The sequence below is a fragment of the Halalkalibacter wakoensis JCM 9140 genome, from assembly GCF_000513095.1.
GTDB classification, from domain to species: Bacteria; Bacillota; Bacilli; order Bacillales; family Bacillaceae_D; genus Halalkalibacter; species Halalkalibacter wakoensis.
The window spans coordinates 57,900-83,398 of sequence record NZ_BAUT01000001.1; the positions used below are offsets into that span (position 1 = coordinate 57,900).

At 39.2% G+C, this 25,499-nt stretch carries 23 protein-coding genes, 2 pseudogenes and 1 other annotated feature; all 25 genes and pseudogenes read left to right on the top strand.

Features of this window, described 5'->3' with window-relative positions; all coding sequences use genetic code 11:
• Positions 1-147 precede the first annotated feature (147 nt).
• The 25 genes and pseudogenes from spoIIGA (at position 148) to JCM9140_RS00430 (ending at position 25,448) form a co-directional block, all read left to right on the top strand.
• On the top strand, positions 148-1,077 hold the full coding sequence (gene spoIIGA, locus JCM9140_RS00305; RefSeq protein ID WP_235715239.1) for a sigma-E processing peptidase SpoIIGA: 930 nt from the start codon (positions 148-150) through the stop codon (positions 1,075-1,077).
• 24 nt (positions 1,078-1,101) lie between these two features.
• Positions 1,102-1,815: an RNA polymerase sporulation sigma factor SigE gene (gene sigE, locus JCM9140_RS00310; protein WP_034740756.1), complete on the top strand. Its 714-nt coding sequence runs from the start codon at positions 1,102-1,104 to the stop codon at positions 1,813-1,815.
• Positions 1,816-2,293: 478 nt separating this feature from the next.
• Positions 2,294-3,079: an RNA polymerase sporulation sigma factor SigG gene (gene sigG / locus JCM9140_RS00320; RefSeq protein ID WP_034740762.1), complete on the top strand. Its 786-nt coding sequence runs from the start codon at positions 2,294-2,296 to the stop codon at positions 3,077-3,079.
• Positions 3,080-3,206: 127 nt separating this feature from the next.
• Positions 3,207-3,500 carry a YlmC/YmxH family sporulation protein gene (locus JCM9140_RS00325; protein WP_034740765.1) on the top strand — a complete coding sequence of 98 codons (294 nt, stop codon included), beginning with the start codon at positions 3,207-3,209 and terminating at the stop codon, positions 3,498-3,500.
• 108 nt (positions 3,501-3,608) lie between these two features.
• Positions 3,609-4,433: a peptidoglycan editing factor PgeF gene (gene pgeF, locus JCM9140_RS00330; protein ID WP_034740768.1), complete on the top strand. Its 825-nt coding sequence runs from the start codon at positions 3,609-3,611 to the stop codon at positions 4,431-4,433.
• A gap of 10 nt (positions 4,434-4,443) precedes the next feature.
• Positions 4,444-5,124: a YggS family pyridoxal phosphate-dependent enzyme gene (locus tag JCM9140_RS00335; RefSeq protein WP_034740770.1), complete on the top strand. Its 681-nt coding sequence runs from the start codon at positions 4,444-4,446 to the stop codon at positions 5,122-5,124.
• Between the two features lie 21 nt (positions 5,125-5,145).
• Positions 5,146-5,604 (top strand): cell division protein SepF, encoded by a 459-nt coding sequence (locus JCM9140_RS00340; RefSeq protein ID WP_034740773.1) that lies wholly within the window; start codon positions 5,146-5,148, stop codon positions 5,602-5,604.
• A gap of 25 nt (positions 5,605-5,629) precedes the next feature.
• Positions 5,630-5,887 (top strand): YggT family protein, encoded by a 258-nt coding sequence (locus JCM9140_RS00345; RefSeq protein WP_034740777.1) that lies wholly within the window; start codon positions 5,630-5,632, stop codon positions 5,885-5,887.
• 19 nt (positions 5,888-5,906) lie between these two features.
• Positions 5,907-6,683 (top strand): YlmH family RNA-binding protein, encoded by a 777-nt coding sequence (locus JCM9140_RS00350; protein ID WP_034740779.1) that lies wholly within the window; start codon positions 5,907-5,909, stop codon positions 6,681-6,683.
• Positions 6,684-6,996: 313 nt separating this feature from the next.
• Positions 6,997-7,485 carry a DivIVA domain-containing protein gene (locus JCM9140_RS00355; RefSeq protein ID WP_034740782.1) on the top strand — a complete coding sequence of 163 codons (489 nt, stop codon included), beginning with the start codon at positions 6,997-6,999 and terminating at the stop codon, positions 7,483-7,485.
• A 67-nt stretch (positions 7,486-7,552) separates the two neighbouring features.
• Positions 7,553-7,770: a binding site (T-box leader), on the top strand.
• 61 nt (positions 7,771-7,831) lie between these two features.
• A pseudogene (gene ileS, locus JCM9140_RS00360) lies at positions 7,832-10,590 on the top strand (isoleucine--tRNA ligase).
• Positions 10,591-10,735: 145 nt separating this feature from the next.
• Positions 10,736-11,383, top strand: coding sequence for a TraR/DksA C4-type zinc finger protein (locus JCM9140_RS00365; RefSeq protein WP_052001973.1), 648 nt, complete (start codon positions 10,736-10,738; stop codon positions 11,381-11,383).
• A 70-nt stretch (positions 11,384-11,453) separates the two neighbouring features.
• Positions 11,454-11,927 (top strand): signal peptidase II, encoded by a 474-nt coding sequence (gene lspA, locus JCM9140_RS00370; RefSeq protein WP_034740785.1) that lies wholly within the window; start codon positions 11,454-11,456, stop codon positions 11,925-11,927.
• Positions 11,928-12,842: an RluA family pseudouridine synthase gene (locus JCM9140_RS00375; protein WP_034740788.1), complete on the top strand. Its 915-nt coding sequence runs from the start codon at positions 11,928-11,930 to the stop codon at positions 12,840-12,842.
• A gap of 210 nt (positions 12,843-13,052) precedes the next feature.
• Complete coding sequence (gene pyrR / locus JCM9140_RS00380) at positions 13,053-13,601, top strand: bifunctional pyr operon transcriptional regulator/uracil phosphoribosyltransferase PyrR (protein WP_034740791.1); 549 nt, start codon at positions 13,053-13,055, stop codon at positions 13,599-13,601.
• A 113-nt stretch (positions 13,602-13,714) separates the two neighbouring features.
• Positions 13,715-15,010 carry a solute carrier family 23 protein gene (locus JCM9140_RS00385; RefSeq protein ID WP_034740794.1) on the top strand — a complete coding sequence of 432 codons (1,296 nt, stop codon included), beginning with the start codon at positions 13,715-13,717 and terminating at the stop codon, positions 15,008-15,010.
• A 161-nt stretch (positions 15,011-15,171) separates the two neighbouring features.
• The gene (locus JCM9140_RS00390) at positions 15,172-16,086 is read left to right on the top strand and encodes an aspartate carbamoyltransferase catalytic subunit (protein ID WP_052001974.1); all 915 of its coding nucleotides are present in this window, start codon (positions 15,172-15,174) and stop codon (positions 16,084-16,086) included.
• Between the two features lie 13 nt (positions 16,087-16,099).
• Positions 16,100-17,380, top strand: a complete 1,281-nt coding sequence (gene pyrC, locus JCM9140_RS00395; protein WP_034740797.1) for a dihydroorotase — start codon at positions 16,100-16,102, stop codon at positions 17,378-17,380.
• Positions 17,377-18,465, top strand: a complete 1,089-nt coding sequence (locus tag JCM9140_RS00400) for a carbamoyl phosphate synthase small subunit (RefSeq protein ID WP_034740800.1) — start codon at positions 17,377-17,379, stop codon at positions 18,463-18,465. The genes pyrC and JCM9140_RS00400 overlap by 4 nt, the downstream gene beginning before the upstream one ends.
• Positions 18,466-18,484: 19 nt before the next feature.
• Positions 18,485-21,675: pseudogene (gene carB / locus JCM9140_RS00405) on the top strand (carbamoyl-phosphate synthase large subunit).
• 13 nt (positions 21,676-21,688) lie between these two features.
• Complete coding sequence (locus tag JCM9140_RS00410) at positions 21,689-22,468, top strand: dihydroorotate dehydrogenase electron transfer subunit (RefSeq protein ID WP_034740803.1); 780 nt, start codon at positions 21,689-21,691, stop codon at positions 22,466-22,468.
• Positions 22,465-23,394, top strand: coding sequence for a dihydroorotate dehydrogenase (locus JCM9140_RS00415; RefSeq protein WP_034740806.1), 930 nt, complete (start codon positions 22,465-22,467; stop codon positions 23,392-23,394). The genes JCM9140_RS00410 and JCM9140_RS00415 overlap by 4 nt, the downstream gene beginning before the upstream one ends.
• Positions 23,376-24,089, top strand: coding sequence for an orotidine-5'-phosphate decarboxylase (gene pyrF, locus JCM9140_RS00420; protein WP_034740810.1), 714 nt, complete (start codon positions 23,376-23,378; stop codon positions 24,087-24,089). Before JCM9140_RS00415 ends, pyrF begins: the two co-directional genes overlap by 19 nt.
• Positions 24,086-24,718, top strand: a complete 633-nt coding sequence (pyrE, locus tag JCM9140_RS00425) for an orotate phosphoribosyltransferase (protein WP_034740813.1) — start codon at positions 24,086-24,088, stop codon at positions 24,716-24,718. Before pyrF ends, pyrE begins: the two co-directional genes overlap by 4 nt.
• An 82-nt stretch (positions 24,719-24,800) precedes the next feature.
• The gene (locus tag JCM9140_RS00430; RefSeq protein ID WP_034740815.1) at positions 24,801-25,448 is read left to right on the top strand and encodes a class I SAM-dependent methyltransferase; all 648 of its coding nucleotides are present in this window, start codon (positions 24,801-24,803) and stop codon (positions 25,446-25,448) included.
• Positions 25,449-25,499 lie beyond the last annotated feature (51 nt).

The window sequence follows — 25,499 nt, forward strand, 5'->3', positions numbered from 1 at the left end:
CCGATTCCTATCTTTATAATTTCCTAAGCTTTCTAGGTGACAATATTACAAAAAATCTCCTAAAATAACCCCCTCTTGCTTGTCATGAAGCGACAGACTTCTTAATAGAATGTGTAATATACTTGTTTCAAATCAATGGATGTGAGGATGATTATGACCTTATATATTGATGTGATTTGGTTACTGAATTTAGGTATTGACTATTTACTGATTGCTTTAACAGCTCTTGTGTTGAAGCGGCGTTTCCATCACATTCGCATGATCCTAGCAGCACTGTTCGCATCATTAATTGTCTTTTTAATGTTCAGTCCAGTTGCATCATTATTTAATGAACCTTGGGTAAAGTTTCTTTACTCAGCCGTCATTGTGCTTATTGCTTTTGGCTATAAGCGTTGGAAATATTTTATACAAGGGTTGCTAATGTTTTATTTTGTTGCCTTTATGACAGGGGGTGGTCTATTTGCCCTCCATTATTTCTGGCAATCAGAGATTCAGCTTCTTGATGGGGTTGCTTTTGTTAACTCGGGATATTTCGGAAGTGGGATCAGTTGGGTGTTTGTTTTAATTGGATTTCCTTTAGTGTGGTATTTCTCAAAGCATCGATTTGATACGATTGAAATGAAAAAAATTCAATATGATCAAATAGTTGATGTTGATATTACGGTTGCTCAATATACGTTCCGTACACGAGGGTTAATTGATAGTGGAAATCAGTTGTCAGACCCTATTACAAAAAAGCCCGTCATGATCATTGAAGCAAAACTTCTAAATCCATATTTCTCAGAGGAAGTCATTCAACACGTTATGCATTTTCATGAGCACGCAAATGATGACGGTGTCGAAACGAGTTTAATGGAGCGAGTAAGTATTATCCCATATCAAGTTATTGGCCAATCTCAACCGTTTATTACTGGACTGCGCCCGGACAAAGTACGAATTTATCATCAAGGAGAACAGTTTGAAACAAAGAATGTTTTGTTAGGTTTGCAAGATAAGGAGTTATCTCCAGATGGAGTGTTTACTTGTATCATTCATCCAAAGTTAGTACTCGGTGTTTCCACTGATAAGCTAGCATAATCCAGTAATTAGGAGGCACACAACATGTTAAAGCTAAAACTAACCTTATTATGGTACAAATTAATGTATCGGCTAGGAATGAAAGCAGATGAGATTTATTACATAGGAGGAAGTGAGGCATTACCACCTCCACTTTCGAAAGAGGAAGAAGCAGTCTTGTTAAAAAAGCTACCATCAGGTGATAAGGCGGTTAAATCGATGTTAATTGAACGAAATTTACGATTAGTTGTTTATATAGCTCGTAAATTTGAAAATACCGGAATTAACATTGAAGATTTAATCAGCATTGGGACAATAGGTCTCATTAAAGCTGTAAATACATTTAACCCCGAAAAGAAAATTAAATTAGCGACGTATGCATCAAGATGTATAGAAAATGAAATTCTTATGTATTTACGACGCAATAACAAAACACGTTCTGAAGTGTCATTTGACGAACCATTAAACATTGATTGGGATGGAAACGAACTTTTATTATCAGATGTATTAGGGACAGAGGAAGACATTATAACGAGAGGGATAGAAGAAAAAGTAGATAGAAGGCTATTAGTTAAAGCGTTACACACATTAAATGACCGCGAAAAACAAATAATGGAGCTCCGATTCGGACTAGCAGGGGATGAAGAAAAAACACAAAAAGATGTAGCAGACATGCTAGGGATATCACAATCCTACATTTCCCGATTAGAAAAACGAATCATCAAAAGACTACAAAAAGAATTTAATAAGATGGTATAAGAGGGTAGGAAAAAAGGGTGCCCTTCCCTTTTTTCCTACCCTCGAAGCGTTGAGCGAAGCCGCCGTTATCTTTTAAGCCTTTTGAGTGGGTTTCTCAAAAGCGCACGGCGAGCGAAGCAACGCAGCATGTTCGCACTATTAAAGAAAAAGAGTCCTACCCCTTTTCGAATCTCAGGGCGTGACGAAAATCCTCGTCATCTTTTAAGCCTTTTGAGCGGGTTTCTCAAAAGGCGCACGGCGAGCGGAGCCAACGCAGCATGTTCACAATTCAAGAAAAGAGACCCCCTTTTCTTGAAAGGCAATAATTTTCCAACTTTTATGAACAAAATATCCGCAAAAATTTTTTTCGACTCTTTTTTGTTGTCATGACGAGCACGAGTGATGTCAAAGAAATTCCTTCGACATTGCTCGTGCATATTTTTTCCTGCAGAGGAGATACTTTTCATAGACATCATCTCCCGCGATAGGAGGGAAAGAATTGACACGAAATAAAGTTGAGATTTGCGGTGTAGATACCTCGAAGTTACCTGTTCTGAAGAACACTGAAATGCGAGAGTTATTTCAGCGATTGCAAAATGGTGAAGAAAGTGCACGTGAAACATTAGTGAATGGAAATTTACGTCTAGTGCTTAGTGTAATTCAACGATTTAACAATCGCGGAGAATATGTGGACGACCTCTTTCAAGTAGGTTGTATTGGTTTAATGAAATCAATTGATAATTTTGATTTAAGCCAAAACGTCAAATTCTCTACATACGCGGTTCCTATGATTATAGGTGAAATTCGTCGCTACCTACGAGACAATAATCCGATCCGTGTCTCCCGTTCATTAAGGGATATCGCCTACAAAGCGTTGCAGGTTCGTGATCAGATCATGTCAGAAAAGAAACGTGAAAAAGAACCAACTGTCCAAGAAATTGCTAAGGTATTAGACGTACCGAAAGAGGATGTTGTTTTTGCGTTAGATGCGATTCAAGATCCAGTATCGCTCTTTGAACCAATTTATAATGATGGTGGGGATCCGATTTTCGTCATGGATCAAATCTCTGACGAACGGAACAAAGATGTCAATTGGGTTGAAGAAATTGCTTTAAAAGAAGCTATGGTTAGATTGAATGATCGAGAAAAGATGATTTTAAACATGCGATTTTTCCAAGGGAAAACGCAGATGGAAGTAGCCGATGAAATCGGAATATCACAAGCACAAGTTTCTCGTCTTGAAAAAGCGGCGATTCAACAAATGAATAAGCACGCTCAAATTTAATCTAAAAAGGGTGGCTCTATTAAAATGGAGTCATCCTTTTTAGTATGTCTTCAGTAATGTTCATAATCTCTATACAACCTTGCATATAGTAGGAACAGAAGAATCTTACTATAAAGAGGTGCTAGCGATGATGAAAATATCAGAACTTCAAGTAAAAGATATTGTAAATATGGATAACGGAAAACGATTAGGTCATTTAACCGATTTAGAAATTAATTTATCAACGGGTGCGATAGAAGCTTTAATTATAAACAGTTCAGGCAAAATGATGGGGTTGTTTGGTAAAGAGTCTGAGGAAGTAGTCATTCCATGGAAAAACATTATCCGTATCGGTTCTGATGTCATCTTAGTAGAAGTACCCAATCATTATGGACGACCACCGCAAAATGCTGAACAGCCTTCGACAATAAGAAAAAGATGATTGAAAAGAAAGTCGTTTCTTGTATGACGTTGAATGTGATAATATAGAATATGAGAAGTTTTTCCTTTTTAACAGGTACTTTTTATTAAAATGAAGGGGAGAGATTGAATGGACCCGTTTGTTCAAAGAAATAAACGTTATTTAGAAATTGAACAGTGGCACCAATCTTTTCCTAACCTCATTGTTGGATTCTCTACCAGAGACGGCGGCGAAGGTACGTTTCCTTATTCAAGTCTAAATTTAGGCTTTCATGTCGGCGATGATCCTCAAATTGTCAAACAGAATCGCCAACGATTGGCTGAAGATTTAGGGATTCCATTATGCAATTGGGTAGGGACAGAACAAGTTCATGAAGCGGTCATTCACAAGGTTACAACAATAGATAGAGGCTTCGGGAGTGATTGCCTTGAAACAGCAATTAAACGTACTGATGGGATTTATACAAGAGAGAAAAATATTTTATTAACGAGTTTATATGCAGATTGCGTTCCATTGTATTTCTTTTCTCCAAAGGATCATGTTGTTGGTTTGGCTCACGCAGGTTGGCGAGGGACTGTTCAAAATATAGGGCCAGCTATGATAAATAAATGGACAAAAGAAGAAAACGTTCCAGTTGAACACATACATGTTGCTATAGGTCCATGTATAAGTAGTGTTGCTTATGAAGTTGATCAAAAAGTAGTCAGTGAAGTGGAAAACGTATGGCCTTCACATATAAAGTCACAACCGTATCAATCATTACCAAATGGTAAATTCCTACTTGATTTGAGAGAAGTGAATAAGCAACTGCTCATTCAAGCTGGTGTAAGAGAAGAACAAATTATTCTTTCATCAATCTGTACAGCAAATGATGTGAGAATGTTTTCTCATCGTGCTGAGGAGGGCAAGACAGGAAGACTTATGAGTTTTATAGGATTTAAAACAGGATGGTGATGGGTAAAAAATGAGTGTCAAAGAACGATTACATTCCTTACAAAAACAAATTAATGAAGTATGTAAGGAATGCAACAGAGATCCATCTTCGGTTCAGATCGTAGCGGTGACTAAATACGTTAGTATGGAAACAACAAAAGAAGCACTTGATGCAGGTTTAGTTCATATTGGAGAAAATCGAGCAGAAGGAGCAGTAGAAAAGTGGGAGAAGCTAGGTGATCGAGGAACTTGGCATTTTATTGGATCGCTGCAAACAAGAAAAGTAAAGCAAATTACAGGGAAAGTTAAATATCTCCATTCACTGGATCGACTTTCTCTTGCTCAAGAATTGGACAAGCGAATCGATGATGGACACGTGATGAAATGTTTTGTACAAGTAAATGTTTCAGGTGAGGAGTCGAAATCAGGGCTATCCCCAGAAGAAGTAGTTCCTTTCCTCGAAAGCTTGGCTGAGTTTAAAAGCATTGAAGTGGTGGGTCTTATGACAATGGCGCCTTTCGTTGAAGATCCTGAGTTAACAAGACCTGTTTTCAAACAGTTAAGAGTATTACGTGATAAAGTTCAATCCCTACAGCTTCAACATGCACCTTGTACTGAGTTATCAATGGGGATGTCAAATGATTTTAAGGTTGCAATTGAAGAAGGAGCAACCTTTGTTCGAATTGGCTCTGCGTTAGTTGGCAGAGAGTAATCAATAGAGAGGGGAATCATAATGGGGATGAAGGCAAAATTTAAACGTTTTTTTGAATTAGAAGATGAATATGAAGAAATAGAAGAATATGTTGAGGATCGTTTGGGAAATGAAGAAGCTGAACCAAAGCGTCGAACGAGAAGCCAACAAAATAAACAGCCAACAAGTCAATCAACAACACAAAATGTTGTGAGTTTGCAAAGTGTTCAAAAATCGACAAAGGTGATTCTTCTTGAGCCCCGCACATATGATGAGGCGCAGGAAATCGCGGACCATTTAAAAAACCGTAAAGCAGTTATTATAAATTTACAGCGAATTTCTCATGACCAAGCTAAGCGAATAGTCGATTTTTTAAGTGGAACAGTGTATGCTATTGGAGGAGACATTCAAAAAGTAGGTTCCAACATCTTTTTCTGTACACCTGATAATGTTGATGTATCTGGTACGATTACTGAAATGATGCAGGAGCATTTTGAATAGAAGCAGGTAAAAGGTGGTGAATGTATTGCAAACGATCGGTTTATTGATTCATCAAGTGTTATATATTTATTCGTTCTTTATTATTGGATATATTCTTATGTCGTGGTTTCCGAATGCTAGAGAATCATCAATCGGACAATTTATTGGAAGAATTGTTGAACCGTATTTAGAACCATTTAGAAAATTTATTCCACCACTAGGAATGATTGATATATCACCAATTGTAGCTATTATCGTATTACGTTTAGCTGGTGGCGGTGTTCGTGCTCTATTTGGTATTTAATAGTTAGGAGTGAACGACCATTAGTATTTATCAGCACTTTCGAGAGGAAGAGCGTACATTTGTAGATCAAGTGCTACAGTGGCGGGAAGACGTGAAAATTAAGCATCTCGTTCGCTTGACCGATTTTCTCGACCCGAGACAACAAGAAATTGCACGTACGATAATTGGAAATGATGATGAAGTGAGCCTCTCCTATTCGGGAGGCTCTCCTTATGCAGAAAGATGTCGCTTACGTTTGACGCCTCCATATTTAGAAACGAATCTGGAAGATTTTCAACTAACACTATTTTTAATTCAATACCCTAGTAAGTTTGTCACGATACAACATAGAGATCTTCTAGGTGCCGTCATGAATATGGGACTTAAACGAGAAAAATTTGGTGATCTTTTGCTGGATGACAATGGCACAGCACAAATGATTGTCAACCAAGAAATAGCAGACTACGTAGAAATGAATCTACAATCTGTTGGCAAAGCACCTGTTAAATTGAATCGAATTCCAATATCTGAGCACATTATACCTAAAGATTCTTGGACTGAAGAAACAACTACAGCTTCTTCTATGCGATTAGATACCATTTTGGCACAAATGTACAAGCTTTCAAGAGCGAAAGTAGCGCCGTACATTGAAAAGGGACTCGTAAAGGTAAATTGGAAAACAATCGATCGTCCAGATTATGTATTAGAAGTCGGTGACTACATATCCGTAAGAGGCTTTGGACGGGCAAGAATACAGGCCATTGAAGGCATGACAAAGAAAGAAAAGTATCGGCTACGCTTCGGGAGAAAACAATAAAGAATTTTTTGCATCATTTTGCAGGAATACTCAGAACCGTGTCGAATGATCTATGATAAGATGAACTAAGCTATTTTTTATTTGGTTGTTACCTGATTAAATGTTATTTCTCTTAGTGAAATGGAGCAGAAGCCACTCGACTCCTGCGGGAAAAAGAGGTAGGGTTTGAGACCCCACAGGCGTAGCGAGGAGGCTCGACGCCTCCCCGCGGAAAGCGAGGGGCTGGGGCGCAATGGAACGAACACTGAGAAAAACACTTAAACAACAAAACAGCCTTTTATTTTAGGTATTTTACAACATGGAGGTGGCTGACATGCCTTTAACCCCTTTGGATATCCATAACAAAGAATTTACTAGAGGGTTTCGCGGATACGATGAAGATGAAGTGAATGAGTTCTTGGATCAAGTCATAAAAGACTATGAAGCAGTTCTTCGTGAAAAAAAAGACTTGTTTGATCGAGTGACAGATCTTGATGAAAAACTCGAACACTTTAAAAACATTGAAGAAACGTTAAACAAATCCATTCTAGTGGCTCAAGAAGCTGCGGAAGAAGTAAGACGAAACGCTCAAAAAGAAGCTCAACTTATTGTGAAAGAAGCAGAAAAGAATGCGGATCGTATTATTAACGATGCACTTTCCAAGTCAAGAAAAGTTATGATGGACATGGAAGAATTAAAAAAACAAGCATCTGTCTATAAAATGAGATTTAAGATGTTAATTGAAGCACAGCTTGAAATGCTTCAATCTGATGATTGGGATGAAGTAACGGAAGAAGAAGAAGTGTTAGAAGAACGTTCGTAATCTTTTTCACTCATACGCTTGCACTTCTTATACGGCTAGCATATAATGATAATCATTAATTACATGTTGAAAAACGTTGAAAGGGACGAGTACAATGTCGTAAACGTGCGAAGCGATTCAGGGATGGTGAGAGCCTGAAGACGTTCACATTGGAAAATCACCCTTGAGTTTTGCACTGAAATGAAAAAAGTAGGATGCAACGAGTGATTCCCGTTACGAATATCAAGTGGAAAGTGATAAACTTTTCATTAGGGTGGTACCACGGGTTAGCTTCTCGTCCCTTTTGGGATGAGAGGTTTTTTGTGTTTGTCTAACATTTTTTAAAAGATACAGGAGGATTGAATCAATGGAGTATAAAGACACATTATTGATGCCGAAAACAGAATTTCCAATGCGCGGAAATTTACCAAATCGAGAACCAGAAAGACAAAACAAATGGAATGAAATGGACATTTACAAAAAGGTACAAGAACGTACAGAAGGCCGACCGTTATTTGTTTTACATGATGGACCGCCGTATGCCAATGGTGATATTCACATGGGGCACGCTTTAAATAAGATTTTAAAAGATATTATTGTTCGTTTTAAATCAATGAGCGGTTATCACGCTCCATATGTACCAGGATGGGATACGCACGGTTTGCCAATTGAAACCGCATTGACAAAGAGTGGAAAAGTCAATCGTAAATCAATGAGCGTAGCTGAATTCCGTAAACTTTGTGAAGAATATGCAAGAAAGCAAATTGATCGTCAAAGAGAACAATTTATGCGCTTAGGTGTTCGTGGAGATTGGTGGAATCCTTATGTGACTCTAGATAAAGCCTATGAAGCTCAGCAAATTAAAGTATTTGGTGAAATGGCAAAAAATGGTCATATTTACAAAGGGAAGAAGCCTGTTTATTGGTCACCATCATCGGAATCAGCTTTAGCAGAAGCAGAGATTGAATACCAAGATAAGCGTTCTCCTTCGATTTATGTAGCATTTAAAATTAAAGATGGTAATGGCGTTTTAGACGGCGATGAGCAAATGATTATTTGGACAACAACACCATGGACAATTCCAGCAAACCTCGGTATTTCTGTGCATCCAGAGTTAGATTACAATGTCGTAGCAGTGAATGGTAAAAAGTATATTGTTGCTGCTGGCCTTCTCGAATCGTTGGAAAAAGAATTTGAATGGGAAAATGCGGAGGTTGTGAAGACCTTAAAAGGGAAAGAACTTGAATATGTAAAAGCCGAGCATCCATTTTATGATCGTGATTCATTAGTAATGTGCGGAGAGCACGTAACATTGGATGCGGGGACAGGCTGTGTACATACCGCTCCAGGACACGGGGAAGAGGACTTTATTGTTGGACAGAAATATGGTTTAGATGTGTTATGTCCAGTTGACGATAAAGGAAATATGACTGAGGAAGCACCTGGATTTGAAGGGCTGTTTTATGACGCAGCAAATAAACCTATTACAGAAAAACTAGACGAGATCGGTGCTTTAATTAAATTATCATTTATTACACATTCATATGCACATGACTGGCGTACGAAAAAACCAGTTATCTATCGTGCGACAGCACAATGGTTCGCCTCAATTGCCAATTTTAGAGAAGACTTATTAAAGGCCATTGAAGAAGTAGAATGGATGCCGAAATGGGGAGAAACTCGTTTATTCAACATGGTTCGTGACCGTGGCGATTGGTGTATTTCACGTCAACGTGCATGGGGAGTACCAATTCCAGTGTTTTACGGTGAAGACGGAGAGCCGATCATTACGGATGAAACAATTGAACATGTATCAAACTTATTCCGTGAACATGGCTCAAACGTTTGGTTTGAGTGGGAAACCAATCAGTTATTACCTGAAGGGTTTACATCTGAACACAGTCCAAATGGTACGTTCACTCGTGAAATGGACATCATGGACGTTTGGTTTGATTCGGGTTCTTCCCATCAAGCTGTTTTAGAAGAGCGTAATGACTTGCAACGTCCAGCGGATTTATATTTGGAAGGTTCCGATCAGTACCGTGGATGGTTTAATTCCTCTCTTTCAACAAGTGTGGCTGTTACAGGCAAAGCACCGTATAAAGGTGTCCTAAGTCATGGATTTGCCTTGATGGGGAAGGACGGAAAATGAGTAAATCCATTGGGAATGTGGTTATTCCAAATGATGTCATGAAGCAGCTTGGAGCAGATATTCTTCGTTTGTGGGTAGCTTCTGTTGATTACCAAGCAGATGTACGTGTATCAGATAAAATATTAAAACAAGTATCAGAATCTTACCGGAAAATTAGAAATACATTCCGCTTCTTATTAGGAAATTTACACGATTTTGATCCGGCTAAAGATTATGTTAATAACCTTTCTGGTGTAGATTTATTTATGCTTGTTCGATTGAATGAAGTCATTGAAAAAGTGACACAAGCTTATGATCAATATCAGTTCTCAACGGTTTATCATACGATTCATAACTTCTGTACAATTGAATTAAGTTCATTCTATATGGATTTAGCAAAAGACACTTTATATATTGAACATGCGGATCATCCAGCACGTCGAGCGATTCAAACAGTTATGTATGAAGTATTAGTGAGTTTAACAAAGCTTGTTTCTCCAATCATTAGTCATACTGCAGATGAAGTATGGGAGCATATTCCTGATGTTACGGAAGCAAGTGTTCAATTAACAGACATGCCAACAGTGAAATCATATGGCGATGTTGAAGAACTAAAAGCAAAGTGGAATCAGTTTATGAACATTAGAGACGATGTTCTAAAAGCACTTGAGCAAGCTAGAAATGAGAAAAAAATTGGGAAATCTCTAACCGCTGCGATCACGCTTTATTCAAGTGGAGATGTAAGAAACATTTTACAAAATACAGCTGATCTAGAAAAATTATTTATTGTATCTGGTGTAACACTCGCTGGAGAAGTAAATGATGCACCAAGTGATGCGGTTTCGTTTGACGAACTGGCTATTGTTGTAGAACAAGCTGATGGAGAAACGTGCGAACGTTGTTGGGTTGTTTCACAAACGGTAGGAGCAGATGAAGAGCACAAAGGACTTTGTTCATCTTGTGCAGATACAGTTAAAGGTCACTACGTTAATTAATATTTAGAATAGTACTGGCGTGCCAAGGTTTGAATAAGGCACGCCTTTTTTCGAGTTTGACAAAAGTTGTGTTGGCTATATCTCCATCTGTTGGTCACAATAAGATTGAGCGTTACAAAACGTGATAGTAATGGGGGAGATGTAAATGGCTGATTATACAAAGATAAAAGAGCAGTTATTAAACCGAAAACAACAAGTGGAAGAGCGAATACAACAGCATTTTACTGAAGAACAAACGAGAACCTTTCAATTATCTCAAGAGCTTTCTCTTTATGATAATCATCCTGCTGATGCTGGAACAGACTTATACGAACGAGAAAAAGATTTTGCGTTATTAGAGCAATTGGAAAGAGAGCATGAAGAAATTGAACATGCCTTAAATAAATTTCAAACCGGAACGTTTGGTGTTTGTGAAGTAACAGGGAAACAAATACCTTACGAACGGCTAGAAGCAAGCCCGGCTGCAAGAACAGTAGTCGAAGCTGTAAACAATCGCATAACGGATGATAGGCCAGCTGAAGAAGATGTATTAGAAGGCTTTAGTCGATTCGATTTTGACAATGATGATTCGGAGACTCAATTTGATGCGGAGGATTCATATCAATCTGTAGCTGAATTTAATGAATTGCCTATGGTGTTTGAGGATTCTTCTCTTGATGAAAATGGTGAACTTGTAGGGTATGTAGAGCAGATTGAGGGCTTTCTATCAACTGGGATTGATGGGTATACTGGCGATGAAGATGTCACTTTTCAAAGGAATGTTCATTACGACCAATACTTGAACGGAAAGTAGGGGGTCATCCCCCTCCTTTTTGTGCTATAATGCTTATCGTATGGAAAGAGGGTAGAATGGGGGAATACAAATGATTTTAAAATATTATGTAATAGCCATTGTTGTTGTATTGGTTGACCAACTCACTAAATGGGTTGTGGATACACAAATGGCAATAGGAGAAAGAATAACCATTCTTGAACAGGTTCTTTATTTTACATCACATCGTAACAAAGGAGCGGCTTTCGGAATATTACAAGGGCAAATGTGGTTCTTTTATATTGTGACTGTGATTGTGATTGTGGCAATTGTGTATTATATGCAAAAGGAAGCGAAGAAAAGTGCGTTATTTGGAGTTTCCCTCGCCTTAATTCTTGGGGGAGCGGTGGGTAATTTTATCGATCGAATTTTCCGCGGTGAAGTGGTTGACTTTGTTGATACATATATTTTCGGCTATAATTTTGCTATTTTTAATGTAGCTGATGCAGCTCTTTGTGTAGGAGTAGGACTGTTATTTATTAAAATGGTACAAGATGAGCGAAGACAGAAGAAGGAGACTAAATAAATGGAACACTATGAGTGGACAGTTACGAGTGAACATGCATCTGATCGCATTGATAAATTTTTAACTGCAATGGATGAAGGTTGGTCAAGGACCCAAGTGCAATTGTGGATTAAAGACGAACATGTAAAAGTAAATGATGTGAAGATAAAAAGTAATTATAAAGTAAATGAGGGAGATGTAATTTCTCTTACAATTCCTGAAGCCGAAGAATTGGAAATTACAGCAGAAGATATTCCTTTAGATGTAGTGTATGAAGACGAGGATGTTATTGTAATCAACAAGCCAAGAGGAATGGTGGTCCATCCGGCACCAGGTCACTATTCAGGGACGTTAGTAAATGCATTGATGCATCATTGCAAAGACTTATCTGGTATTAATGGTGTTATTAGACCTGGTATTGTCCACCGCATTGACAAAGACACTTCTGGATTAATCATGGTTGCTAAAAACGATCATGCGCACGAATCACTAGTTAATCAACTAAAGGCAAAAACAACTAGACGCCTTTATAAAGCAATTGTTCATGGCATCATTCCGCATGAACATGGGACGATAGATGCTCCAATTGGCCGTGATAAAAAGGATCGCCAAAGTATGACTGTGACAGAGGAAAATAGCAGAGATGCAGTTACTCATTTTACAGTGTTGGAAACATTTTCTAAATACACATACGTTCAGTGTGAGCTAGAGACGGGACGCACTCATCAAATTCGTGTTCATATGAAATACATTGGATATCCTTTAGCTGGAGACCCGAAATATGGTCCGAAAAAGAAAACATTGGATATAAATGGTCAAGCTCTACATGCAGCAGTTCTTGGATTTGTTCATCCTAAAACAGGAGAGGACATGTTGTTTGAAGCATCATTGCCAGAAGATATGGAGTTGTTATTACAACAATTACGTAGTGTATAAAAACTTAGTTGACAGGTAGTTCTTTCTACGTCATACTAAGTAAAGAATTTAATAGTCCTTTAACTTAGTCCTGTGAGGCTTGGAAGGAAGCGGAATGTAATCGAGACATAAACTTATTTGTTTATGCTTGACGTACGTACTTTATCCTCTCATGCCCAAAATGGACATGGGAGTTTTTCGTTTTCTGGGAAATAATGGAGGTGAGTAGATGTGTCGAGAGTGATATTAGATGAACAAGCAATTCGACGAGCAACAACTCGTATTGCTCATGAAATAATTGAACACAATAAAGGTATTGAAAACTGTATACTTGTTGGAATTAAAACTCGTGGTATTTACCTTGCGAAGCGATTAGCAGAGCGAATTGAACAAATTGAAGGTCAAAAGATACCTGTTGGTGAGATTGACATTACACTTTACCGTGATGACTTAACAGTGAAAACACCAACTGAGGAACCAATCTTACAAGGCACTGATATACCAGTGGCTGTTAGCAATCGTAAAGTGATTTTAGTGGATGATGTTTTATACACAGGAAGAACTGTCCGAGCAGCACTTGACGCATTGATTGATGTTGGACGTCCTGAACAAATTCAGTTGGCCGTCTTAATTGATCGAGGTCATCGCGAATTACCAATTAGACCAGATTATGTTGGAAAAAATGTACCAACGTCAAAAAGTGAACAAATTGTTGCGAACTTCAGTGAAGTTGATCGTACTGATGAAGTAACAATTGAACAAATACAAAAACCTCTTTAACGTAGTCCAGTGAGTCTAGAAAGAGATCGAGCTTTCTTAAGTGAAAAGAAAGCATTGAACCTCTTTGTTAAAGAACAAAGAGGTTTTTGTTTAGATTTAGGAGGAATTATCAGATGGCATCAAACACAAAAGAAGTCGGCATCAGAGAAATGCCAAGATTGGACAAATGGATCGTATTAAGCTTGCAACACTTATTTGCAATGTTTGGTGCAACGATTCTTGTTCCTTACCTAGTTGGACTAAGTCCGGCAGTAGCCTTGCTATCAAGTGGGTTAGGAACCTTAGCTTATTTACTTGTTACAAAAGGGCAAATTCCAGCCTACTTAGGCTCATCTTTTGCCTTCATTGCACCCATTATTGCAGCAACATCTTTAAATGGACCAGAGGGCGCAATGATCGGAAGTTTTCTAGCTGGTTTGGTTTATGGATTGATTGCTCTTATTATTAAAGCCTACGGAGTCCAGTCCATTATGCGCTTTCTTCCACCAATCGTGGTAGGGCCCGTTATTATGGTAATCGGGTTAGGGCTTGCAAGTGTTGCGATTGATATGGCAATGAATAATCCGGTATCAGGAGAATATTCAACAACACACTTTGTTGTTGCCTTAATTACATTAGCAATTACAGTTGTTGCATCCATGTTCTTTAAAGGATTCTTTAGTTTAGTACCGATTATGTTCGGAATTGTGGGAGGGTATATTACAGCATTATTTTTGGGGCTTGTTGATTGGCAACCTGTACGTGACGCGAACTGGCTTGCAGCACCGGATGTACTTGTTCCATTTGTTTCGTATATTCCATCATTCTCTTGGGAAATAGCTTTCATTATGGTACCTGTTGCGGTCGTAACGATTGCGGAACATATTGGTGACCAAATGGTGTTAAGCAAAGTAGTAGGAAAAGATTTTGTGAAAAAACCTGGTTTGCATCGATCGATTTTAGGGGATGGGATAGCAACGATGATTGCCTCTTTCGTTGGAGGACCTCCAAACACTACCTATGGAGAAAACATAGGAGTTCTAGCGATTACGCGAGTGTTTAGCGTTTTTGTTATCGCAGGAGCCGCGGTGTTAGCTGTACTCTTTTCCTTTGTAGGAAAATTTGCCGCTCTAATATCAACCATTCCAACTGCAGTAATGGGAGGAGTTTCAATCCTATTATTTGGGGTAATTGCCTCTTCAGGACTTAGAATGTTAATTGACAATGAAATTAACATTGGGTTAAAACGAAACTTAATTATCTCATCAGTTATTTTGGTAATTGGAATTGGCGGAGCTTTTATCCAAGTTCGTGACAATATTGAAATAGCAGGCATGGCTTTAGCGACCATTATTGGAATTATTCTGCATATTGTTTTACCTGAAAAAGAAGTAAGCTATGGGAAGAAGCAGATGTTTGAAAGCGAGTAAAAAGAATAGGTCCCTTTAAACGAAGTACAGAGAGACTTCAAAGGGTAATGCGGTGGGAGACGTACATCTTCCTCTACCTCGTTATACCCTTTGAGTCTATCTCAAAGGGTATTTTTTTATGACAAGATCACACTACATACTACAAAAGGAGGCTGGTTTGAATGGTGACAATGACCGAACAAAAAGCAATTAAAGGGGAATTACTTACACTAGAGGCTATGTCAACAGTTGAAATTGCTACTATTCTTGAAGAAGCAGCACGTTTTGCCGATGGGAAAGAGTGGAAAGTGAAAAAGGAGCTTTTTATTGCCAATCTCTTTTTTGAACCAAGCACGAGAACACGTTACAGTTTTGAAGTAGCAGAAAAGTCTTTAGGACTTCATGTTCTTTCTTTCTCAGAGGAAAGCTCAAGTGTTCAAAAAGGAGAAACTCTTCTTGATACAGTAAAAACGTTCGAAGCAATAGGTGCCAATGCTCTTGTCATCAGACATCCAGAAAATGATTATTACCACCATATTCGTGAAAAATTGTCAATCCCTATTATTAATGGAGGAGACGGAAGCGGTCATCACCCGACACAATCTTTATTAGATTTATTAACAATACAGCAAGAATTCAAATCCTTTTCGGGGCTAAACATTGTTATTGTAGGAGATCTAAGGCATAGTCGTGTGGCTCGTTCCAATGCTGAAGTATTAACACGCTTAGGAGCAAAGGTGAAAATTGCAGGTCCGAAAGATTGGATGGCTGGTTATGAACAGTCTTACGAATATGTAGATTTAGATAACGAATTGCCCAAAGCTGATGTTGTGATGCTTTTACGCATTCAGCATGAACGTCACGATGGTAAGATGTCTTTTACGAAAGAATCGTATCATCAGAAGTTTGGTTTAACAATGGAAAGAGAAACGACAATGAAAGACAAAGCCATTATCTTACATCCAGCACCTGTAAACAGAGATGTAGAGTTAGCAAGTGAGTTAGTTGAATGTGAACGATCAAGAATTTTTAAGCAAATGAGCAATGGGGTTGCTGTAAGAAAAGCGGTTGTGAAACGTGCACTTGAACAATACTAAGGGGGAGATATATATGGTAATTAAACTTGAAGGTGGCATGATTTTAGCAGAGAATGGAACGTTAGAGGCAAAGGATGTATACATGGTAGACGGGATCATTCAATTTTCAAAACCGACTACGGACAACATGGAAGTTATAAACGTTGATGGGAAGTTAATTACTCCTGGTCTTGTGGATGTTCATGTTCATTTACGTGAGCCTGGTGGAGAAAAGAAAGAAACAATTGAAACAGGTACGCAATCAGCAGCTGCAGGTGGATTTACAACGATTGCGGCTATGCCAAACACTAGACCTGTTCCTGATACAAAAGAACAAATGAATTGGTTACAAGAAAGAATTGAATCAACTGGGCATGTCCGTGTCTTACCATATGCATCCATTACAACAAGGCAACTTGGAAAAGAATTAACCGATTTTGAAGCATTAAAGGCAGCGGGGGCGTTTGCTTTTACAGATGATGGAGTCGGAATTCAGTCTGCTGACATGATGCTACAAGCAATGAAGAAGGCGAAAGAAGTAAATATGGCCATTGTGGCACATTGTGAAGAAAATACGTTAATTCATGGTGGAGCTGTACATGAAGGGAAATTCTCTTCCGCTCATAATATTCCTGGAATTCCGTCTGTGTGCGAATCTGTTCACATTGCACGAGATGTACTGTTAGCTGAAGCTACTGGCTGTCATTATCATGTTTGCCATGTTAGCACGAAAGAATCTGTTCGCGTTATTCGTGACGCAAAAAAAGCAGGGATTCATGTAACAGCTGAAGTATCACCTCATCATTTATTGCTTTGTGAAGATGATATTCCTGGATTAGATACAAACTATAAAATGAACCCACCACTTCGTGCGAAAGAAGATCAAGAGGCACTTTGGGAAGGCTTATTAGATGGAACTCTTGATTTTATTGCAACAGATCATGCTCCACATACAGAAGAGGAAAAAGCTCAAGGCATGGAGCGAGCTCCATTTGGGATTGTTGGCTTAGAAACAGCATTTCCATTGTTATATACACATCTAGTGAAAACAGAAAAAGCAACATTAAAGCAGCTTGTTGACTGGTTAACCATAAAACCAGCATCTACATTTAATTTACAATCAGGAACGTTAAAAGAAGGTGCGATTGCGGATCTAACCGTCATTGACCTTGAAGAGGAACGAGCAATTAATAAAGAGGCATTTCTTTCAAAAGGAAAAAATACGCCATTCCAAGGATGGACTTGCGCAGGGTGGCCTGAATATACATTTGTGAATGGAAAGCTTGTATTTGAGAAAGGTATGGTGACAGCATGAAGCGTCAATTAATTTTAGAAGATGGCAGTATTTTTGTAGGAGAAGGGTTTGGAGCAGATAAAGTAATGAGCGGTGAAGTAGTTTTCAATACGGGGATGACGGGTTATCAGGAAATTTTGTCTGATCCTTCGTATTGCGGACAAATTGTAACAATGACGTACCCTTTAATTGGAAATTATGGAATCAATCGCGATGATTTTGAATCTGTTACACCTGCTATTAATGGCTTTATTGTCAAAGAGTATGAAGCCGAGCCTAGCCATTGGCGTGAAGAAGAATCACTCGATACTCTTTTAAAAGCAAAAGACATTCCTGGCCTATTCGGTATTGACACACGCAAATTAACTCGTTTAATTAGAGAGCACGGGACCCTTCGTGGACGCATTTGTTCTCTTGACGTTAACATAGAAGAAGTGATCAATGAATTAAAGGAGACCACATTCGTACGAGATCAAGTTCATCGTGTTTCGACAAAATCACCTTACCATGCACCGGGAAGAGGAAACAAAGTGGTGCTTGTTGATTTTGGAATGAAGCATGGTATTTTACGTGAACTAATTGCTAGACAATGTGACGTTGTTGTAGTTCCTTATAACACAAGTGCAGAAGAAATTTTACGTTTGCGTCCAGATGGCGTGATGTTAAGTAATGGCCCTGGAGATCCGGTTGATGTACCAGGTGCGATTGACATGATTAAAGAAATCCTAGGTAAAGTTCCAATCTTTGGCATTTGTTTAGGACACCAATTACTTGCTCTAGCATGCGGTGCAACGACAAGCAAATTACGCTTTGGCCACCGAGGTTCAAACCATCCTGTTCGTGAACTTTCAACAGGGAAAATTGATATTACCGCACAGAATCATGGTTACACAGTGGACCTTGAATCTCTAGAAGGAACAAACCTAGAATTAACTCATGTTGCGGTCAATGATGGAACGGTTGAAGGAGTAAGACATCTAGAGCACGCAGCATTTAGTGTACAGTATCACCCAGAAGCATCACCAGGTCCACATGATGCGAATCATTTGTTTAATCAATTCGTAACATTGATGGAAACTAAAAAGAAAACAACTGTACTTGCATAGGTTGAGGGGAGAGTAAAAAATGGGCAAACGTAATGATGTAAACAAAATTTTAGTAATTGGATCAGGTCCTATCGTAATTGGACAAGCTGCAGAATTTGATTATGCAGGAACACAAGCATGTCAGGCGCTTAAAGAAGAAGGGTACGAAGTGATTTTAATTAACTCAAACCCTGCAACGATTATGACTGATACAACGATGGCTGATCGCGTATATATAGAACCAATTACATTAGACTTCGTATCGAGAATCATTCGAAAAGAACGTCCAGATGGAATTGTGGCCACTCTTGGTGGACAAACAGGTCTTAATATGGCTATGGAGTTAGACGAATCAGGAATCTTAAAACAATATAACATTGAACTATTAGGGACAGACCTTGACGCCATCAAACGTGCAGAAGACCGCGATTTGTTCCGTACATTAATGAATGAGTTAAATGAACCGGTACCAGAAAGCGATATCGTTCACACGCTTGAAGAAGCATATAAATTCGTAGAAGAAGTCGGATATCCGATCATCGTACGTCCTGCTTATACTCTTGGAGGAACAGGAGGCGGGATTGTTCATAACGAAGAAGAACTGCGTGAAATCGTAACAAGTGGATTGAAATATAGCCCTGTTACTCAGTGTTTAATTGAAAAAAGCATTGCAGGTTTTAAGGAAGTAGAGTATGAAGTGATGCGCGATGCGAAGGACCAAGCCATTGTTGTTTGTAACATGGAAAACATCGATCCCGTTGGTGTTCACACGGGTGACTCCATCGTTGTAGCACCAAGTCAAACGTTAAGTGATCGAGACTATCAACGTTTACGGAATTCATCATTAAAGATCATTCGTGCTTTAGGAATTGAAGGCGGATGTAACGTTCAGTTTGCACATGACCCATACAGCGATCAATATTATATTATTGAAGTAAACCCACGTGTAAGCCGTTCATCTGCACTTGCTTCAAAAGCAACAGGTTATCCGATTGCCAAGATGGCAGCGAAAATTGCTGTCGGTTACAGCCTTGATGAATTGATGAACCCTATTACAGGGAAAACATATGCAAGTTTTGAACCTGCACTTGATTATGTCGTTTCTAAAATTCCACGTTGGCCGTTTGATAAATTTGAGGCGGCAAATCGTACACTAGGTACGCAAATGAAAGCGACTGGAGAAGTTATGGCGATTGGTCGTAACTTAGAAGAATCTCTTTTAAAAGCTGTCCGCTCATTAGAAGCTGGTTATGACCATATTTATGATCAAAAAATTGCTAATACGGATACAGAAGTATTAGTAAAACGACTGGATAAGACGGATGATGAACGTTTATTTGTCTTAGCTGAACTGCTAAGAAGAGGACACTCTGTTCAATCACTATGTGAATTAACGAAAATTGATCGTTTCTTTATGCAAAAATTAGCTAGAATTGTTGCCCTTGAGAATGAACTTCAAGATTCACCAGAAGATGTTTCATTATTGCAAAAGGCGAAAGAAAGAGGATTTTCTGATATTGCCATTGCAAGACTTTGGAACAAAGAAGAAAGAGATATTTACACACTTCGCATGGAACAAAACATTCGTCCTGTTTACAAAATGGTTGATACATGTGCGGCGGAATTTGAGTCTGAAACGCCATATTTCTACGGCACGTATGAAGATGAAAATGAAGCGATTCAAACTGAGAAAAAGAGTATCTTAGTACTAGGATCAGGTCCAATCCGAATTGGACAAGGAATTGAGTTTGACTATGCAACGGTTCATACGGTTTGGGCTATTAAAGAAGCTGGCCTTGAAGCATTATTATCAACAATAATCCAGAGACTGTTTCAACAGATTTCAGCACCTCTGACAAGCTTTATTTTGAGCCATTAACGGTTGAAGATGTGATGCATGTGTATGAACAAGAGAAACCAGAAGGTGTTATTGTTCAATTCGGTGGACAAACAGCGATTAACCTAGCAGCAGAGCTTGAAGCTAGGGGGGTTCCGATTATCGGTACATCATTAGAAAGTATGGACCGCGCTGAAGATCGTGATAAATTTGAGCAAACTCTTTTATCACTTGATATCCCACAACCACTTGGGCGTACAGCGACATCTGTTGAAGGTGCGGTTGAAATCGCGAAAGAAATTGGTTACCCGGTACTTGTTCGTCCTTCATATGTTTTAGGTGGACGAGCAATGGAAATTGTCTATAAAGAAGAAGAACTTCTAAATTATATGAAAACAGCAGTAAGTGTTAATCCTAAGCATCCTGTACTGGTTGACCGTTATTTAACAGGAAAAGAATTGGAAGTTGATGCAATTTCAGATGGTGAGAATGTCTTCATTCCTGGAATCATGGAGCACATTGAACGTGCTGGTGTTCACTCTGGTGACTCGATTGCTGTGTATCCACCGCAAACGGTACCTGAGGATTTAAAACAAAAATTAATTGATCGTACAATTGCGATTGCAAGAGGATTAAATATTGTTGGACTTCTGAACATTCAATTCGTTTGGCATAAAGATGAAGTATATGTGCTTGAGGTAAATCCTCGCTCGAGTCGTACGGTACCATTCTTAAGCAAAATTACAGGTGTACCGATGGCAAACCTTGCAACAAAAGTGATGCTAGGACAAACTTTGCCGGAGCTTGGCTATGAAACAGGGTACCAACCCGAAGCAAAAGAAGTGTCTGTAAAGGTGCCAGTATTCTCGTTTGCAAAACTTCGTCGTGTAGACATTACATTAGGACCTGAAATGAAGTCAACTGGGGAAGTAATGGGCCGTGACACAACACTTGAAAAAGCACTTTTTAAAGGCTTAATCGCATCAGGAATGAGCATTCCAACACACGGATCAGTTCTATTTACAGTGGCTGATAAAGATAAGGATGAAGCTTTAAGCCTGGTTGAACGATTCCACCAAATCGGATTTGACATTTTAGCAACTGCAGGTACAGCAAAGTTTATTCAGGAAGCTAACATTCCTGTTACAGTTGTGAACAAAATAGCAGAAGAAAAGCCAAATCTGTTAGATGTTATCCGTGAAGGACAAGCACAGTTTGTCATCAATACGTTAACAAGAGGCAAACAGCCTGCACGTGATGGCTTCCGTATTCGTCGTGAAGCAGTCGAAAACGGCGTTGTCTGCTTAACATCTATTGATACAGGAGAGGCTCTTTTAAGAGTACTTGAATCCATTACATTCTCTTCTGAAAGTATGCCACAAATGCAAATGTAAGGGGGTTTTGCCAATGTTAAAGAAAGACCATTTAACGATACTAAATCAGCAAGAAATTGCAACAAATATTATGGAGTTAACGTGCTCTGGAAGTCTTGTGAAACAAATGACAGAACCCGGTCAATTTTTACATTTGCGTGTTGATGAAAGTCACGATCTTCTTCTTAGAAGACCGATTAGCATTTGTGATGTAGATGTAGAAAATGAAACAGTGACGATGCTCTATCGTACAGAAGGAAAAGGGACAAAACGGATTTCTCTCAAACATGAAGGAGAGAGTATTGACGTTCTAGGCCCTTTAGGAAATGGATTTCCATTGGATGCTACTGAACAAGGAGAGACTGCTCTCCTTGTTGGTGGCGGCATTGGAGTCCCTCCTCTTTATTACTTATCAAAGGAGCTAAAAAAACGCGGAGTAAACGTCATTCATGTTTTAGGCTTTCAAAGTAAAGAGAATGTGTTCTATGAAGACAAGTTTGCAGAACTAGGTGATACATATGTGGTGACAGCTGATGGAACGTATGGATCAACTGGGTATGTAACCGATGTGATTAAAGAGCATGACCTTGCCTTTGATACGATGTATTCTTGTGGCCCTACGCCAATGCTAGCTGCATTATCGAAAATTTATCATGACAGGCGATTATATATTTCTCTTGAAGAACGGATGGGGTGTGGCGTCGGTGCGTGCTTTGCATGTGTTTGTCATGTGGTTGGTGACGAAACAGGAACGAGTTACCGGAAAGTTTGTACAGATGGGCCAGTCTTTCCAGTTGGGGAGGTTGTATTGTGAGTCGATTACAAATTGAATTACCTGGATTAAACATGAGAAATCCTATAATGCCGGCCTCAGGCTGCTTTGGATTTGGAAAAGAATACGCAAACTACTTTGATCTTGAGTTACTAGGTGCGATTGCGATTAAAGCTACAACCGATCAACCGAGGTTTGGAAATGCTACTCCAAGAGTTGCTGAAACACAAGCGGGAATGCTAAATGCGATTGGTCTTCAAAACCCTGGTGTAGAAGGGGTTTTAGCTAATGAGTTACCTTGGCTTAGTCAATACGATGTTCCGATTGTAGCGAATGTAGCTGGAACGGAAATTGCTGATTATGTGGAAACTACGGCTAAGCTTTCAAAAGCAAAAAATGTTCATGCGATCGAATTAAATATCTCCTGTCCGAATGTCAAAAAAGGTGGCATCGCATTCGGAACAATCCCAGAAGTAGCAGCAGAGTTAACGAGAGAAGTAAAAAATGTTTCAGATGTACCTGTTTATGTGAAACTTTCTCCAAATGTTGCTGATATTGTTGAAATTGCAAAGGCAGTAGAAAAGGCTGGAGCAGATGGTTTGTCGATGATCAATACGCTACTTGGGATGCGTATTGATCTGAAGAGCAGAAAACCAATTTTAGCGAATGGCTACGGGGGATTATCGGGACCAGCGATTAAGCCTGTGGCAATCCGCATGATTCATCAAGTAAGCCAAGTGGTTGAGATTCCAATCATTGGAATGGGTGGAATTTACACGGCAGAAGATGTTGTTGAATTTATGTTAGCTGGAGCCAGTGCGGTTGCTGTTGGAACAGCTAATTTCACGGACCCATACGTATGTCCAACGATTATAGAAGAACTGCCTGCAATGCTTGATGAATTAGAAGTGGATCATGTTCAGGACCTTGTTGGAAGGAGTTGGAAAACATGCAACGTCCACTCATAATTGCTCTAGATCTAGATGATGCAGCAAAACGTAGAGCTCTTTTAGAGCAATTTGAAGGAGAATCTCTTTATGTCAAAGTTGGGATGGAATTGTTTTACCGTGAAGGTAGACAAGTCATTCAAGAATTGAAAGAAAAAGGACATCAAATCTTTCTTGATCTTAAGTTGCATGATATCCCGAACACGGTTCAACGAACGATGAAAGAGTTAGCAAGCCTTGATATAGATATTGTCAATGTGCATGCTGCTGGTGGAAAGAAGATGATGGCTGCTGCTCGTGAAGGTTTGGAACAAGGTACAAAAGCAGGGTTTGATCGCCCCTTTTTAATTGCTGTCACTCAATTAACAAGCACAGACGAGGAAACGATGAGAAGTGATTTGTTAATCAATCGTCCTTTGTCGGAAGTGGTGCAATCATATGCATCTTTTGCTAAAGAGAGTGGTGTGGATGGAGTCGTGTGTTCGGCAAAAGAAGTCCCTCTTATTCACGATGCTTGTGGTTCGTCTTTTTACACGGTTTGTCCAGGTATTCGTAGGGCAGAGGATGCAGTAGGCGATCAAAAGCGTGTCGTGACACCACAAGAAGCGAGAGAGCTGGGGAGCTGGGGCATTGTAGTCGGAAGAAGTATTACGAGTGCAGCAGAACCGTTTAACGTATATCAAGCAATGAAACAAGATTGGGAGGGTTCACGATGAAGGAGCTAATTGCAAAACATTTACTTGAAATTGGAGCAGTCCACCTTCGCCCGCAAGATCCATTTACCTGGACATCTGGAATAAAATCACCTATTTATTGTGATAATCGCTTAACACTATCTTATCCAGAGGTGCGAAAAGACATTATTGCAGGCTTTGCTAACCTTTTAGAAGGAATGGAAGTGGACGTTATTGCCGGGACAGCTACAGCAGGTATACCACATGCTGCTTTGCTTGCAGATCATTTAGATTTGCCGATGGCTTATGTGAGAGGAAGCGCAAAAGGTCACGGGAAGCAAAATCAAATTGAAGGCAAAGTTGAAAAAGGCCAAAAAGTGGTTCTAGTTGAAGATTTAATTTCAACTGGAGGTAGCGTTATTCAAGCGGCTGAGGCGTTGCGTGCAAGTGGTGCAGAAGTTGTGGCAATTGTTGCGATTTTTACATATGAGTTTCAAAAAGCATATGACGCGTTTCAAGAAGCGAACTTGCCAACTTATGTCATCACTTCATATTCAACCTTGCTTCAAGTGGCGAAAGAAAAAGGTACGATTTCAGCTGATCAAGTTGAGAGATTGAATGAATGGCGTAAAGATCCTTCTTCCGAAGCGTGGATGACGGAACAAGTTTAATCAAAAAGAGGTGTTTCATCAGTCAAAAGCTGGTTGGAACACCTTTTGTGTTATTCTTTTAAACAAAGGAGGTGTACTAGAAATGAGAAAAATGAGCGGCGACGATTTTGATGAGCTCGTAGATTTTTTTGATCAAATGGCTCAAACTAGGTGGCTTGGTGCTATTCATGAGCGTTTAAAAACGGAATCTGGTAGTTGGCAGGAGAAAACGGTATTAGATATAGGGTGTGGAACAGGACGATTGTTAGAGAGAGGTCTAAAAGAAGCTCACGAACTAATAGGTATTGACTTGTCTCATGAGATGGTTGAAAAAAGCCGCCTTTTATTAGAGAGAAGCGGTGTGAACAGTAAGATCATGATAGGAGATGCTTATAACCTGCCACTAAAAGATCAGCAAGTTGATGTCGCCTTATCGACTTGTGTCATGTTCCTTCTGAAAGGTTTAACGGAAATGATCCGTGTCGTTAAACCATCGGGTACGATCACCATGCTCAATCCTTCACCAAAAATGGCACCAGATACGGCTGCAGATTATGCAACTATATATAGAATGAGTGGATTTGAACGTGAATCCCTTCTCGCTTGGTCGAATGTCTCCACCAAAAGACATCGGTACTCAAATGAACAACTTGATCATTTGTTAACAGAGTTAGGTGCAAGCGACATTTACCATACATCTGTCTTGGATGGGTTAGCTACCATTACGACCGCAGTGAAGAAAACGTATTAAAATAAATTTAAAGAATTACTTTCTATGAAAAATAAGGGGCTGTCCCAAAAG

Coding starts and splice junctions, on each gene's coding strand:
- JCM9140_RS00365 (WP_052001973.1), top strand. CDS start 10,736: ATGGCTGATTATACAAAGATAAAAGAGCAGTTATTAAACCGAAAACAA.
- sigE (WP_034740756.1), top strand. CDS start 1,102: ATGTTAAAGCTAAAACTAACCTTATTATGGTACAAATTAATGTATCGG.
- JCM9140_RS00385 (WP_034740794.1), top strand. CDS start 13,715: ATGGCATCAAACACAAAAGAAGTCGGCATCAGAGAAATGCCAAGATTG.
- JCM9140_RS00375 (WP_034740788.1), top strand. CDS start 11,928: ATGGAACACTATGAGTGGACAGTTACGAGTGAACATGCATCTGATCGC.
- JCM9140_RS00390 (WP_052001974.1), top strand. CDS start 15,172: ATGGTGACAATGACCGAACAAAAAGCAATTAAAGGGGAATTACTTACA.
- JCM9140_RS00325 (WP_034740765.1), top strand. CDS start 3,207: ATGATGAAAATATCAGAACTTCAAGTAAAAGATATTGTAAATATGGAT.
- spoIIGA (WP_235715239.1), top strand. CDS start 148: ATGATTATGACCTTATATATTGATGTGATTTGGTTACTGAATTTAGGT.
- pyrC (WP_034740797.1), top strand. CDS start 16,100: ATGGTAATTAAACTTGAAGGTGGCATGATTTTAGCAGAGAATGGAACG.
- pyrE (WP_034740813.1), top strand. CDS start 24,086: ATGAAGGAGCTAATTGCAAAACATTTACTTGAAATTGGAGCAGTCCAC.
- JCM9140_RS00410 (WP_034740803.1), top strand. CDS start 21,689: ATGTTAAAGAAAGACCATTTAACGATACTAAATCAGCAAGAAATTGCA.
- pgeF (WP_034740768.1), top strand. CDS start 3,609: ATGGACCCGTTTGTTCAAAGAAATAAACGTTATTTAGAAATTGAACAG.
- JCM9140_RS00335 (WP_034740770.1), top strand. CDS start 4,444: ATGAGTGTCAAAGAACGATTACATTCCTTACAAAAACAAATTAATGAA.
- JCM9140_RS00340 (WP_034740773.1), top strand. CDS start 5,146: ATGGGGATGAAGGCAAAATTTAAACGTTTTTTTGAATTAGAAGATGAA.
- JCM9140_RS00430 (WP_034740815.1), top strand. CDS start 24,801: ATGAGAAAAATGAGCGGCGACGATTTTGATGAGCTCGTAGATTTTTTT.
- pyrF (WP_034740810.1), top strand. CDS start 23,376: ATGCAACGTCCACTCATAATTGCTCTAGATCTAGATGATGCAGCAAAA.
- JCM9140_RS00355 (WP_034740782.1), top strand. CDS start 6,997: ATGCCTTTAACCCCTTTGGATATCCATAACAAAGAATTTACTAGAGGG.
- lspA (WP_034740785.1), top strand. CDS start 11,454: ATGATTTTAAAATATTATGTAATAGCCATTGTTGTTGTATTGGTTGAC.
- JCM9140_RS00400 (WP_034740800.1), top strand. CDS start 17,377: ATGAAGCGTCAATTAATTTTAGAAGATGGCAGTATTTTTGTAGGAGAA.